This is a genomic window from Sagittula sp. SSi028 (assembly GCF_048553715.1).
In the GTDB taxonomy this organism is placed as follows: Bacteria; Pseudomonadota; Alphaproteobacteria; order Rhodobacterales; family Rhodobacteraceae; genus Sagittula.
The window spans coordinates 363,659-375,161 of the sequence record NZ_JBLZNC010000003.1 but is presented as its reverse complement, the minus strand read 5'-3'; the positions used below and the strand labels follow the sequence as shown (position 1 = coordinate 375,161).

At 63.2% G+C, this 11,503-nt stretch carries 15 protein-coding genes and 2 tRNA genes; 5 read left to right on the top strand and 12 right to left on the bottom strand.

Going from position 1 to position 11,503, the window contains the following annotated elements:
* Positions 1–35: 35 nt before the first annotated feature.
* Complete coding sequence (locus ACN5AZ_RS08025) at positions 36–368, bottom strand: hypothetical protein (protein ID WP_419428337.1); 333 nt, start codon at positions 366–368, stop codon at positions 36–38.
* A gap of 146 nt (positions 369–514) precedes the next feature.
* Positions 515–591: transfer RNA gene (locus ACN5AZ_RS08020), tRNA-His, on the bottom strand.
* Between the two features lie 150 nt (positions 592–741).
* Here ACN5AZ_RS08020 and ACN5AZ_RS08015 point away from each other — a divergent pair.
* Positions 742–945 (top strand): DUF6324 family protein, encoded by a 204-nt coding sequence (locus ACN5AZ_RS08015; protein WP_419428463.1) that lies wholly within the window; start codon positions 742–744, stop codon positions 943–945.
* A gap of 3 nt (positions 946–948) precedes the next feature.
* Here the strand turns inward: ACN5AZ_RS08015 and ACN5AZ_RS08010 are convergent, their stop codons facing one another.
* Complete coding sequence (locus ACN5AZ_RS08010) at positions 949–1,416, bottom strand: MmcB family DNA repair protein (protein ID WP_419428336.1); 468 nt, start codon at positions 1,414–1,416, stop codon at positions 949–951.
* Positions 1,417–1,521: 105 nt separating this feature from the next.
* Here ACN5AZ_RS08010 and ACN5AZ_RS08005 point away from each other — a divergent pair, with 105 nt between their 5' ends.
* Positions 1,522–2,793 carry a hypothetical protein gene (locus ACN5AZ_RS08005; RefSeq protein WP_419428335.1) on the top strand — a complete coding sequence of 424 codons (1,272 nt, stop codon included), beginning with the start codon at positions 1,522–1,524 and terminating at the stop codon, positions 2,791–2,793.
* Entirely contained in the window at positions 2,790–3,563 is a 774-nt protein-coding gene (locus ACN5AZ_RS08000; protein ID WP_419428334.1) for a hypothetical protein, read from the top strand. Before ACN5AZ_RS08005 ends, ACN5AZ_RS08000 begins: the two co-directional genes overlap by 4 nt.
* Before the next feature lie 292 nt (positions 3,564–3,855).
* Here ACN5AZ_RS08000 and ACN5AZ_RS07995 read toward each other — a convergent pair whose 3' ends face one another.
* From ACN5AZ_RS07995 to rlmB, 6 genes are all read right to left on the bottom strand, one after another.
* Positions 3,856–4,014 (bottom strand): hypothetical protein, encoded by a 159-nt coding sequence (locus ACN5AZ_RS07995; protein ID WP_419428333.1) that lies wholly within the window; start codon positions 4,012–4,014, stop codon positions 3,856–3,858.
* Between the two features lie 303 nt (positions 4,015–4,317).
* A complete protein-coding gene (gene nusB / locus ACN5AZ_RS07990; protein WP_419428332.1) occupies positions 4,318–4,836 on the bottom strand; it encodes a transcription antitermination factor NusB in 519 nt (172 codons plus the stop codon).
* Positions 4,833–5,381, bottom strand: coding sequence for a 6,7-dimethyl-8-ribityllumazine synthase (locus tag ACN5AZ_RS07985; RefSeq protein WP_419428331.1), 549 nt, complete (start codon positions 5,379–5,381; stop codon positions 4,833–4,835). The genes nusB and ACN5AZ_RS07985 overlap by 4 nt, the downstream gene beginning before the upstream one ends.
* Entirely contained in the window at positions 5,381–6,508 is a 1,128-nt protein-coding gene (ribB, locus tag ACN5AZ_RS07980) for a 3,4-dihydroxy-2-butanone-4-phosphate synthase (protein WP_419428330.1), read from the bottom strand. Before ribB ends, ACN5AZ_RS07985 begins: the two co-directional genes overlap by 1 nt.
* A gap of 105 nt (positions 6,509–6,613) precedes the next feature.
* Positions 6,614–6,934: a hypothetical protein gene (locus ACN5AZ_RS07975; protein WP_419428329.1), complete on the bottom strand. Its 321-nt coding sequence runs from the start codon at positions 6,932–6,934 to the stop codon at positions 6,614–6,616.
* A 99-nt stretch (positions 6,935–7,033) separates the two neighbouring features.
* Complete coding sequence (gene rlmB, locus ACN5AZ_RS07970) at positions 7,034–7,810, bottom strand: 23S rRNA (guanosine(2251)-2'-O)-methyltransferase RlmB (protein WP_419428328.1); 777 nt, start codon at positions 7,808–7,810, stop codon at positions 7,034–7,036.
* Between the two features lie 138 nt (positions 7,811–7,948).
* Here rlmB and ACN5AZ_RS07965 point away from each other — a divergent pair.
* Positions 7,949–8,032 (top strand) — tRNA-Tyr (locus ACN5AZ_RS07965).
* A 114-nt stretch (positions 8,033–8,146) separates the two neighbouring features.
* Here ACN5AZ_RS07965 and ACN5AZ_RS07960 read toward each other — a convergent pair.
* Genes ACN5AZ_RS07960 through ACN5AZ_RS07950 form a run of 3 tightly spaced genes read right to left on the bottom strand, consistent with a single transcriptional unit; the run spans position 8,147 to position 10,184 of the window.
* Positions 8,147–8,929: a metal ABC transporter permease gene (locus ACN5AZ_RS07960; RefSeq protein ID WP_419428327.1), complete on the bottom strand. Its 783-nt coding sequence runs from the start codon at positions 8,927–8,929 to the stop codon at positions 8,147–8,149.
* The gene (locus ACN5AZ_RS07955) at positions 8,929–9,699 is read right to left on the bottom strand and encodes a metal ABC transporter ATP-binding protein (RefSeq protein WP_419428462.1); all 771 of its coding nucleotides are present in this window, start codon (positions 9,697–9,699) and stop codon (positions 8,929–8,931) included. The genes ACN5AZ_RS07960 and ACN5AZ_RS07955 overlap by 1 nt, the downstream gene beginning before the upstream one ends.
* Before the next feature lie 5 nt (positions 9,700–9,704).
* Entirely contained in the window at positions 9,705–10,184 is a 480-nt protein-coding gene (locus ACN5AZ_RS07950; RefSeq protein ID WP_419428326.1) for a Fur family transcriptional regulator, read from the bottom strand.
* Between the two features lie 83 nt (positions 10,185–10,267).
* Between ACN5AZ_RS07950 and ACN5AZ_RS07945 the strand changes: the two genes are divergently transcribed.
* Positions 10,268–11,482, top strand: a complete 1,215-nt coding sequence (locus ACN5AZ_RS07945; protein ID WP_419428325.1) for a zinc ABC transporter substrate-binding protein — start codon at positions 10,268–10,270, stop codon at positions 11,480–11,482.
* Positions 11,483–11,503: the final 21 nt, after the last annotated feature.

Genomic DNA, 11,503 nt, shown 5'->3' with positions numbered 1-11,503 from the left:
CGTGTCCCAGCCAACGCCCTGACAAACCAATAGGTTCACCGCCGCCGCGCTTTGCTCCCCTTCCGCTTGGGCCGTTCCTGCAACCGCCGCGCATTGGCAGAGGCGCTCGCCTCAATCGGTTTCAGCGCCTCCGACAGTGTCACCGCATAGCCCTTGTTGCCCGCCATGGCGCGCATCGCCATCTCGCCACTGCGGGCAAAGGCCGACGGCTTTTCCATAACCATGCGGGTGAATTCCTGCGGCTGCATCACACCTAGGGCCATCTGCATGGTCCGCGCCTGCACCACGGCCCCCGCCGACAGCCACAGCCGCGACCCCGCCCAGGCCACCGCCTGCCATTCGCCTATTGCCTTCGCCAAATGGAACATCGCCCAGACTCCTGTGATCCTATGACAAGCCAACCACAGGTCAGCCCATCGGTTCCACATATTTCTGCACCGCAGCATAATGACGTAGCGCGCAACAGCACACGCCCAAAAATGCGTCGGATTTTCTGAAATGTCGGGGGAAGGAGTGGTACCACCTCCCCGGCTCGAACGGGGGACCTCCTGATCCACAATCAGGCGCTCTAACCAACTGAGCTAAGGCGGCACTGCGGGGCGATTTACAGTCAGCCCACCACGAATGCAAGACGCATCGCGACAGTTTTTTCATCTTTCTGTCACGCGCCCCGCCGCTCCCCCAACTTGCATTGATCGGGCGGGCAAGCTAGGTCACGTGATCATCGCAAGAGGCAAAGCCATGGGCATCAACGACGAATCCGACATCGAAGCAAACCTGCAAATCGGCCCCACCGATCAGGGCATGGTGCGGCTCTTCATGTTTGCGGGCGACATCGAAATCCCGATGGATTTCGACCCCGAAGAGGCCGACGACATCGCCGAAGAGCTGCGCGCCGCTGCCGAAACCGCGCGCCAGATTACCAAAGGCGGCAAGCGCAAATAAGCGCTAGCCCCAGTGCACCCCGGCCTGCGGATCACGCAGGCTTTGCAGGCGGCGGGCTGCGCAAAAGGCGAACTTCTGTATCAGTTTCTTGCGCCGCGCGGGCGCGACCTTGTCCTCTCGCGGCATGCGGATGATCTCTGCGTCATAGCCATCGGCGATCATCAACCCGCTGTCGGCGGGCAAAAGGTCGGTGTCGAACTGCTGGTCCACCGCCCAGAAATAGCGGTCACAAAACGGCAGGTAGCCCTGCCATTTGCTGTCGGACATGAAATCCGCGCGCGAGGATTTGCATTCCACGATCCACAGCTCGCCCTTCGGGCCCAAAGCCATCACATCCACACGCATCCCGCGATCGGGCACGAACTCCTCAAGCGTGGCGAATCCCAGATGCGCCAAGTGACGCGACACGCCGCGCGCCAGAATTTGCCCCGCTGCCAGCACGGGTTCCGTTGGGTCCACTCGCAATTCCATGCCGACAAATATGAACATTTCGTGAACAAATGCAACCCACCGCCTGCAGAGGTTGCAAATCCCCGTTGAACAGACATCTTTTTACCGTTCACCGCCGGAGACCCCATGCAGCCCGACAATGCCCCCCTCACCCGCGAAGCGGCCCGCGGCGTGCGCCACGCCCGCGAACTCGAAGATCACATCACATGGCTCGACACCTTTTCCGGCACCGCGCTTGGCGTTCTGTCCGTCGCTTCGGGGATCTACACCTATCTCGGCGTGTCCTCGCTGCTCGATGAAAACGGCGCCATGTCGGTCTTTGCGGCCATCGCCTATTCCACGGCGGTGTCGGTGGGCATCTTCGTCTTCTGGTCCTACCTGATGCGCCTGTTTCCCGCCGTCCGGTCCACCCGCGCACGCGGCGGCCTGCTGGCGGCCATGGGCATCGGCAGCCTTGCCATCGTGGCCATGTCGTCTTGGCTGAACGCCGCCGCGCTGGCGGGATCGGCAGCGGTGGAACAGCATCTCGCCAAGACCGTGCAGGATTACCAATCCGCGCTGGAACGCGCCCACGAGATCGCCCTGACCGGTCAGGCACTGGAACGCGATGTGGCCCGCACCCGCCAGTCCTTCGAGGACCTGTCTGAACAAGAAGCCGAAGGCACCCTGTCCGGTCTCGCGGGCCGTGGCGCGGTGTTCCGTGTCCTGCGACAGAAATCCGCCGAACTCGCCGCACTGGAAACCCAGATCGCGGCGCAGACCCCGCTGGTGGAAAACGCCTTCACCGAGGGCAACACAATCCTGTCGCGGATGCGTGCGCTCACCGTCGAGCCCGGCAACGTCGAGGCGCGCTCTGTCGAATTTTCCGAGGCTGCCGTCCGCCTGCAAGGGTTGATCACCCAGCTTCGCCAACTGTCGGTCGCCCCGCTGGTGGAACGGGCGGCGCAGGATCTGTCGGCCTCGGTCGTGCTGCCCGAACTCGACAGCTCCACCGCTGCAGGGCGCGCCGATCAATCCGCCACGATCACCTCCGTGCTCGAGGTGCTGGGCCAGCGCGCCGCAACGCTGGAACGTGCCGCGCAGAACGTCCAGACCCTCGAACAGCCCACCGATGTCACCTACACGCCCGTGTCCGCCGCCGATGCGGTCATCCTTTATGCGCGCAACTTTGTGCCCTCTTGGGCCGGGGCGATTGCCATCGACCTGCTGCCAGCGGTTCTGGTGCTGATCCTGACCGTCACCCACGGCGCGATCCGGCAAAGCCGCGACGGCACCGGCATCGAGGACACGCTGACGCTGGCCGAACTGCGCGCCGCCATGACCGCGCTGCGCGACGTCGAAAGCCTGTCACACGCGCCCCTGCCCGACAGCCCGCCGCGACGCGAGGCCGCAGAATGACCGCGCAAGACAGCCAGAGCGTCGCAAAATCCGCGCGGCCTGTGGCCCGGACCCTCGGGGCTGTGCTGATCTTTCAGCTTGGCATCGGGGGGCTGCTGATCCTTGGGGATATGCGCGATGCCCCCTTGTCGCTGCCGTTCTCGCGGCCCGATGCGCCGCGCCTGTCGGACCCTGTGCGCCCCGGCGACCAGCGCCGCACCTTTGACCCCTCGCGGGACCGGCCATCGGTCCAGCCCGCCCGTAATCCCGGCGATCTGCCCGACCGGCTGACGCTGACCTACGAATCCGGCGCGTGGCGGCTCGAAGGGGCGATCACCGCCGGGGATGCGGAACGGCTGATCCCGCAGATCGACCGCGCCGATCCCGAAATCACCGATCTGATCCTGCAATCCCCCGGTGGCTCTGTCCAAGATGCGCTGGTGCTGGGGCGGCACCTGCGCGACCGCGAAATCGACACCCGCGTGCTGAGCGGCGAATTCTGCTATTCCGCCTGCCCCTACCTGTTCGCAGGAGGCCCTGAGCGGCAGGCCGAGACCAACGCCTCCATCGGGGTGCATCAGCATTCCTTTGGCGAGAATACCTTTTTACCCGCCTTCACCGCCATCGACGACATCCAGCGCGGTCAGGCAGAGGTCATGTCCTACCTCGATGACATGGGCGTGGATGTGCGCGTCATGCGCCACGCGCTCGCCACCCCGGCGGCGGAAATCTACATTCTGCTGCCCGAAGAGCTGGAAGACTACAATTTCGTGACACCCGAGGCGAGCTAGCCCTTGTCACCGGGGCCCCGCCGACTTACCTGCCTGTCAGGCGGGTTCTGCCCTTCCCGTTACACGGGTACATTCCGGTGGCCTTAAGCAAATCCGAGGGAGCTGGCTCTGATGTGGCCGTGGCTACGTTACCTGGCGCCCACCTGTATATACAGGTCCTCGGGAATGCGTCACCCATACGGTCGAGGCGGTTCCCGCCACTCCCCTCGACGGATCGCTGAATTTGAACCGCGCATGAAAAAAGCGCCCCACATCGCTGTGGCGCGCCTGAAATCTCGCGGTCGTGTGGCGCTCAGCGGCGCTTTAAAACATCCCGGCGGGCAACAGCCTCTGCCCGGATCGGCAGCAGCTCACCGCGCTGCGGGCGGCGGTCCTGATGCGCCGGTCCAGCAAGCAGATCGAACAGCTGCGCGATCGGCTGGATGATAAGGGTTTCGACCAGTTTCTGCATGGCGTCCTCCGTTTCTGTTACAAAACCTACATCACGACCTTGCAAAGGCAAGGGCGCAAATGCGTCATGGTTGATCCGTTAACGTTTCTTGACCCAACGTCATTCTACGAAAGTTAACAACCGACCGGAAAATCGCCTGAACCGGCCGGTTCGTCGGTTAACGCCCGTTCACGAAGGTTACGTTTCTCGCAGGCCATAGCCCCCGCCCCACCCGATGCCAAAAAATGATGTGGCGAAACGACAAACGCGCGGCGGGTTAACCCCACCGCGCGCTGCGTAAACCTTAACGCTGTCAGACAGCCCTCAGAAGGCTTCGGGCCGCGCCTCGCGTGCCATGTGGTCCAACACGGCATTGACGAACTTCGACTCTTTGCCCTCGGGGAAGAACGCTGCTGCCACGTCGACATATTCCACGATCACCACCTTTGGCGGTGTCTCCGTCGCGACGAATTCCGCCCCCGCCGCGCGGAACAACGCCCGCAACACAGGGTCGATGCGCGCGATGGGCCATTTCGCCACCAGCGCGCGATCCGTCATTTGGTCGACCTTCGCCTGCCAGTTCACCGCTTCCTGCAAGACATTGGAAAACAAGTCGATATCGCCATCGACGAATTCATCGCCCTCTTCTGTGGTCATGCCGAACCGATGGTTGAGGAACTCGGCGCGCACGCGATCCAGCCCCTGTTCCCCCACTTCCATCTGGTACAGCGCCTGCACCGCATAAAGCCGCGAGGCCGACCGCATCTTGCGCTTTTGATTGTTCGACAAGGGCTTGGGCGCGCGGGGCGCCTCGTCCTCGTGGTGTGTGTCGTCGTCGGTCATGCAACCGGTCCCTTTCCGTCGCCTGCGACCTGATATTCACCCGCCGCAGGTTTAAAGCCGACGCCTTCGCGCTGGCCCCCATATTTCCGAGCCAAAGCAATAAGATGCAATGCCGCCGCCGCTGCGCCGCCGCCCTTGTTCTGGCCCTCCGAATCGGCGCGAACCGCCGCTTGTTCATAATTCTCGACCGTCAGGATGCCGTTACCGATGCACAGCCCCTGCAACCCCAACAGCGTCAAAGCGCGCGAGCTGTCATTGCATACGGTGTCGTAATGCGTTGTTTCGCCACGAATAACACAGCCAAGCGCGACATATCCGTCGAAATTTGACAGCCGTTCCGCGATGCCGATGGCGGATGGCACTTCCAGCGCGCCGGGCACTTCGATGATTTCATGCCAACCGCCTGCGGCCTCAACCTCGGCGGTCGCGCCCTTAACCAATTGGTCAGCGATGTCCTTGTAGTAAGGCGCAACCACAATGGCGATCTTAACCGGTTTGTCGAATTCCGCCCGCGGCAGGGTGTAATGTGATTCGTTCGATGCCATTAACCCAGCTCCGAGATTTTGCGCGTTTCAACGATTTCCAAACCGTAGGCCTCTAGCCCGACAACCTTGGGTTTGGGCGAATTGGTCAAAAGGACCAGTTGCGACAGACCCAGCGACGACAGGATCTGCGCGCCCAGCCCGTATTGCCGCAGCGTCTGGGGGGAGACCTCATCGCCCACGTCCAGACGGGCCGAGGTGTCACGCAGCAGCACAACCACCCCGCGCCCTTCGGCGGCGACAGCCTCCATCGCGCGGCGGTATTCATCCGCCCGCCCTTTGGGTCCGGTGCCCACGATATCCAGCATCGGATCCAGCGCGTGCATCCGCACCAGTACAGGCTCGGGGCCGGAAATGTCGCCTTTGACCAGGACGATATGCTCATCACCATGGGTTTCGTCGGCGTAGATGCGCATGGTCCAGTCGCCACCGAATTCCGAGGCGATCACCTCTTCCTTGGCGATCTTCACCAGATTGTCGTGGCGGCGGCGATAGGCGATCAGATCCGAGATCGTCCCGATCTTCAGACCGTGTTTCTGGGCAAAGGCCACCAACTCGGGCAGACGGGCCATCGTCCCGTCATCATTGATAATTTCGCAGATCACCCCCGACGGATTCAGCCCCGCCAGACGCGAGACATCCACGGCCGCCTCGGTGTGACCGGCCCGCACCAGAACGCCGCCGCGCTTGGCGCGCAGCGGAAAAACATGCCCCGGCGTCGCAATATCCTGCGGCCCCTTGGAGGCGTCGATAGCAACCTGCACCGTGCGCGCACGGTCCGCCGCCGAGATGCCCGTCGTCACGCCCTCGCGCGCCTCGATCGAGGTGGTAAAGGCCGTCTCGTGGCGCGAGGAATTGTTCGTCGACATCAGCGACAGCCCCAGTTCCTCGATCCGCTCCGGCGCCATCGCCAGACAGATCAGGCCACGCCCGTACAGCGCCATGAAGTTGATCGCATCCGGCGTCGCCCATTGCGCGGGAATCACCAGATCGCCTTCGTTCTCGCGGTCTTCGTGGTCGACAAGAACGAACATACGCCCGTTGCGCGCATCCTCGATGATATCCTCGACAGAGGAAATCGCGTCGCTCCAGTTCTGCTCCACCGGGCCGGGGGTCTCGTAGTCGCTCATGGCACCTCGCCTTCTGATCAGGGGCGAAATACGCCGGAATGAGACCAAAGGCCAGAGCTTCGCCCAAGCGAAACTGGCGAAAAAGCGTCACACTGCCGCTTTGGGCTAGTCGAAGATGTCCTCGATGAGGTCAAACGCCTCGTGCAGCAGACCCTTGCGTTTCTTGCGCTTGGGCCGTTTGACCGATTTGCGCAGGGCGATCTCCATCAGGTCCATCGGGCTTTGCACCGATTTGCGCGCGCCCTTTTTGCCCTTGCGGGCGGGCTGATGGGCCGTGGCATCCACCGAAGCCGTGCGCAATTTCTTGAGGTCATGCAGCGGGGCGCCGCATGAGGCGCAGGCCAGCTCATGGCTTTGCGCGCCCTTCAGAACCAGCGCCGCGCGGGTCCCGCAATAACAGCAGGTGGCTATTTTGGTGTTCGACATATCAGCTAGATAGGCAGCCCCGCAGCGGGTTTTCAAGGCAGCATAGGCCAAACGGGGGCGCTGCCCCCGCACCCCCGAGGTATTTCCACCAAGAAAAAGCTAGGCGCGCACTGCGTAAAGCGCAACCGCCGCAGCATTCGAGACGTTCAATGAGCCAAATTCGCGGGCAAAGGGGATTTTCACCAAGGCGTCTACGGTTTCGCGGGTTTTGGGGCGCAGGCCGGGGCCCTCGGCCCCGAGGACGAGCGCGATGGGCTGATCAAGCCGGTCTTTGGCGGCTTCTTCGATTGTCTGGTCGGCTTCGCCATCGAGACCGAGGACGAGATAGCCCATGCCCTGGAGTGCGACGATGGTATCCGCCAGATTGCGCTCGCGCAGGTAGGGCTGGCGTTCCAAGGCCCCGCTGGCGGTTTTGGCCAGGGCGCCGGTTTCGGGGGCCGCGTGATGGCGGGTGCCGATTACAGCCTGTGCGCCGAACACCTCGGCGGAGCGCAGGATAGCGCCGACGTTGTGGGGATCGGTCACACGATCGAGCAGGACCAAGCGCAAGGCTCCGGTGGCACTGATGGCCACGTCCTCCAGACGACCCCAGTCGAGCGGTTTGACCTCCAGCGCGGCGCCTTGGTGCACGGATTGCGGGTCGAGCGGGGCAGCGAAGCGGCGCGGGTCGCTGATTTCCGGTGTGATGCCTGCAAAAGCCGTTGCGTCGGCGAGCTTGTCTGCCGCGTTCGGCGTCAGGACAAGGCGCAGCTTTTCACGGCGCGGGTTCATCAGCGCATCGCGCACCGCATGCAGGCCAAAGAGCCAGACGGTTTCAGCCGCCGACGCTTTTCTGGCCTGTTCTTTTTCCACGACCCATTTCGGTTTCTTCGCCATTCCCGCGCCCTTTTTGCTGTATGCCCCCTCTTGCATGGCAGTTTGTCGGAATCCAAGAATTTTTCTTGTTGACGCCCCCAGAGTGCGGCTGTAATCAGCCCCCCACGCTCCGAGGCGATAGGCAACGGGGCGCACGGTGGGCGACAGGCCGCAAGGTGTGGCAGGGGACTGTAACTCCCTCGCGGAGACGCACGCTTGGTTCGATTCCAAGGTCGCCCACCATCTTCTTTTCATTGAAAAGCAGATGGTTAGCCCGCAATCATGTGGGACTTTTCCGCGTGGCACAGTTCAACGGGCGTCCGGCCGCAGAGTTGCAGCCGGGGTTTGTTTTGCAATTTAGCGGCGGCCTGCGAGCGCGCTGATGCCAAAGAGGGCAACCGCCGCGCAGACAACGCTTGGCCCGGCGGGCGTGTCAAAGATCCACGCTCCCCAAAGACCGCCCAACGCGGCGAGAACACCCAAACCCGCCGTTGCCGCCAGCATGCCCTCCGGCGTGCGGCAAAAGGGGCGCGCGGCCGCAGCAGGAATGATCAGCAGCGCGCCGATCAGCAGGGCACCCACGACTTTCAGCGCGACCGCCACTACCACAGCCAGTGACACCATCAGCACAAGACGTTCGTGGCGCGGGTTGATTCCCGCAGCCCAGGCCAGATCCTCGGACACGGTTGCCGTGACGAGCTTTTGCCACCGCGACAACAGCAGCCCCGCCACCAACAGGCCGCCGCCCCAGATCACGGCGAGGTCGGTTTTGCTGACCGCAAGAATATCGCCGAACAGATATGATTCGAGACTGACGCGCGGACCTTCGACAAGGCTGACAGCCACCAGCCCCAGCGCCAGCGCGCCGTGGGCGGCTACGCCAAGCACCATATCAGAGCTGTGGCCCTGCCCCGCCAGCCGGGCCACCATCAAGGCCATCAAAAGCGCCACGATCAAGGTGCCCGCGAAGATGGGCACGGAGATCGCCAAAGACAGCGCCACGCCCAGCACCGCAGCATGCGCCGTGGCGTCGCCGAAATAGGCCATCCGGCGCCACACCACGAAAACACCCAAGGGGGCGGCGGCCAATGCTGCGCCCACCGCCGCCAGAACGGCGCGGACCAGAAAATCATCCAACATCACTGTTGTCCTTCGACCGAATGCGCATGTGTGTGATCATGGCCGCAACCGTCATCATGACGGTGCGAATGTTCATGGCGATACAGCGCAAGTGCCCCGCCGGTCCCCGTGCCGAACAAGGCGCGGTATTCCTCGGCCTGCGCCACAACTTCGGGGTGCCCTTCGCAGCAGATATGGCCGTTAACGCACAGCACACGGTCCGATGCGCTCATGACCACATGCAATTCGTGGCTGACCATCAGCACAGCACAGCCAAAACGGTTACGGACCTCTTCGAGACGCTGGTAAAACGCCGCCTGCCCGGGCTGGTCAAGCCCGGTGGTCGGTTCATCCAAGATCAAAAGTTCCGGGCGATCCAGAAGCGCGCGGGCCAGAAGCACGCGTTGAAACTGACCACCCGAAAGCGCGGTCAGCGGGCGATCGTCCAGACCGGAGGCTCCCGCCTCGTCCAACGCTTGCTCTTGTTCAGCGGCCCCGACCCGGCGCGGCAAGTTCATGAACCGGCCCACGGTCATCGGCATCGTCGGATCCAGCCGCAATCCTTGCGGCACGTAGCCCAGCCGCAATCCGCGCCGACGCTGCACCCGCCCCGTGGCGGCCGGCAAGGCCCCAATCAGCGCCTTGAGCAGAGAAGACTTTCCCGACCCGTTCGGCCCGACGATGGTGACGATCTCGCCCGCGGCGATGGAAAACGTCACGTCGCGCAGGACCTGTCGCCCGCCTTGATGAACGCTGAGCCCCTCTGCACGGATCAGCGGTGGCGTCGCCATGTCTTTCACGCTGCGGCGTCCTTGCACGCGGGGCAAAGGCCCTCGGCCTCGATCACCATCCGTTCGACGTCAAAGCCCAGATCGCCAGCCGCATTGCGAACCACCCGCGCGGCACGGGGCGCAGGGGTTTCGGCGATTGCGGAACAGGACCGACAGATCAGAAACGTGGGTGCGTGGTCTTTGTCCGGGGCGCTGCAGGCGACAAAGGCATTGAGCCGCTCGACACGGTGGATCAGCCCGTTCTTGGACAGGAAATCAAGCGCGCGATAGGCCACAGGCGGCTGCGAGCCAAGCCCCTCTGCGCGCAGCACATCCAGCACCTCATAGGCGCCCATCGCGCGGTGTTCGGTCAACAGGATTTCCAGAACGCGGCGTCGCACCGGCGTCAGCTGTACGCCCCGCGCCTTGCAGATATCCTCGGCCAGCTTCAGACCTGTGTGAATGCAATGCGCATGGTCATGCGTTTCAAAGCCTTTGATGTCCATGTCGACGCCTCCATTGCGTTTCAGCTTGATATGTTATCGTGTAACGATTTACAAGACGCGGGACCATTGCAGAGGACCGCCAGATGACCGCCCAGACCACATTTCGCAACGTTATGTACGCCACAACATTCGCTGCGGCGCTCGGGCTTGGCACCGCGTCGCGTGGCTTAGCCGATATTGCGCAAAGCGTCACGGATATTCCACCCGTGTCCAGCCTTGTGGCGATGGTGGTGGGTGACACGGATGCCGTGGTGACGCTTTGGCAGCCCGGCACATCGGCCCATGATATCGCCTTGCGGCCCAGTCAGGCGCGGGCCATGCGCGATGCCGGTCTGATCGTCTGGATCGGGCCGGATCTGGCCCCCGGCCTGACAGACCAGTTTGCCGCCCTCGCCGGTGATACGCCGCAGATCATCCTGTCAGAAGTGGCTGGGACACAAAAGCTGGCCTTTCGCGAGGGCAGCATCCTGACGTTGGGCGCGCCGCACGATCACGGCCATGACGATCACGCCGGTCACGATGACGACCACGGGCATGATGATCACGCCGGTCATGACGATGACCACGGCCATGACGATCACGCGGATCACGACGACGACCACGGGCATGACGATCACGCTGATCACGATGACGACCACGGGCATGACGACCACGCCGGTCACGAAGACGATCACGGGCACGAGGATCACGCCGGTCATGACGATGACCACGGGCATGACGACCACTCAGATCACGACGATGACCACGGGCATGAGAAGCACGACGAACACCACCACGACGATGCGAATTTCGACCCGCATCTGTGGCTTTCACCGGACAATGCCGTTTTGTGGCTGGACGCAATCGCAACAGAGCTCGGCCGCATCGACCCCGACAACGCCGAGACCTACAGCAACAACGCCCAAGCCGGAATCGAGCGCATTCGCAGTGCCACGGCCACGGCACAGGATGCGCTCTCGGGCCTCGGTGACGCGACATTCGCAACGACCCACGACGCGCTTCAATATTATGAGGCAGCCTTTGGTCTGACGATGGCCGGCGCCATGTCCGATGGGGACGACGCGATGCCCGGACCCGCCCGTTTGGCCGCCTTGCGGGAGCATCTGGGCGAAAATCCCCCGGCCTGCATTCTGATGGAACCCGGTGCGGACACGCGTCTGCTGGCGGCCATCGCCGCCGATGACATCCCGCGCGCCGAAGTTGATATTCTCGGTGCCAATCTAGAGCCGGGCGCCGATCTGTATCCAACGCTGATCGAAAAAACCGCAGCGGATATCGCGGCCTGCGCCGCCGAGTAAACCGACAATTCCCCCACGCGC

Bases quoted from the DNA above. Each gene is read 5' to 3' on its own strand.
- ACN5AZ_RS07945 (WP_419428325.1), top strand. From the start codon at position 10,268: ATGACCGCCCAGACCACATTTCGCAACGTTATGTACGCCACAACATTC.
- rlmB (WP_419428328.1), bottom strand. From the start codon at position 7,810: ATGGCGAAGAAACCGAAATGGGTCGTGGAAAAAGAACAGGCCAGAAAA.
- ACN5AZ_RS08015 (WP_419428463.1), top strand. From the start codon at position 742: ATGGGCATCAACGACGAATCCGACATCGAAGCAAACCTGCAAATCGGC.
- ACN5AZ_RS08005 (WP_419428335.1), top strand. From the start codon at position 1,522: ATGCAGCCCGACAATGCCCCCCTCACCCGCGAAGCGGCCCGCGGCGTG.
- ACN5AZ_RS07975 (WP_419428329.1), bottom strand. From the start codon at position 6,934: ATGTCGAACACCAAAATAGCCACCTGCTGTTATTGCGGGACCCGCGCG.
- ACN5AZ_RS07955 (WP_419428462.1), bottom strand. From the start codon at position 9,699: ATGGCGACGCCACCGCTGATCCGTGCAGAGGGGCTCAGCGTTCATCAA.
- ACN5AZ_RS07985 (WP_419428331.1), bottom strand. From the start codon at position 5,381: ATGGCATCGAACGAATCACATTACACCCTGCCGCGGGCGGAATTCGAC.
- ACN5AZ_RS07960 (WP_419428327.1), bottom strand. From the start codon at position 8,929: ATGTTGGATGATTTTCTGGTCCGCGCCGTTCTGGCGGCGGTGGGCGCA.
- ACN5AZ_RS08010 (WP_419428336.1), bottom strand. From the start codon at position 1,416: ATGGAATTGCGAGTGGACCCAACGGAACCCGTGCTGGCAGCGGGGCAA.
- ribB (WP_419428330.1), bottom strand. From the start codon at position 6,508: ATGAGCGACTACGAGACCCCCGGCCCGGTGGAGCAGAACTGGAGCGAC.
- nusB (WP_419428332.1), bottom strand. From the start codon at position 4,836: ATGACCGACGACGACACACACCACGAGGACGAGGCGCCCCGCGCGCCC.
- ACN5AZ_RS07995 (WP_419428333.1), bottom strand. From the start codon at position 4,014: ATGCAGAAACTGGTCGAAACCCTTATCATCCAGCCGATCGCGCAGCTG.
- ACN5AZ_RS08000 (WP_419428334.1), top strand. From the start codon at position 2,790: ATGACCGCGCAAGACAGCCAGAGCGTCGCAAAATCCGCGCGGCCTGTG.
- ACN5AZ_RS08025 (WP_419428337.1), bottom strand. From the start codon at position 368: ATGTTCCATTTGGCGAAGGCAATAGGCGAATGGCAGGCGGTGGCCTGG.
- ACN5AZ_RS07950 (WP_419428326.1), bottom strand. From the start codon at position 10,184: ATGGACATCAAAGGCTTTGAAACGCATGACCATGCGCATTGCATTCAC.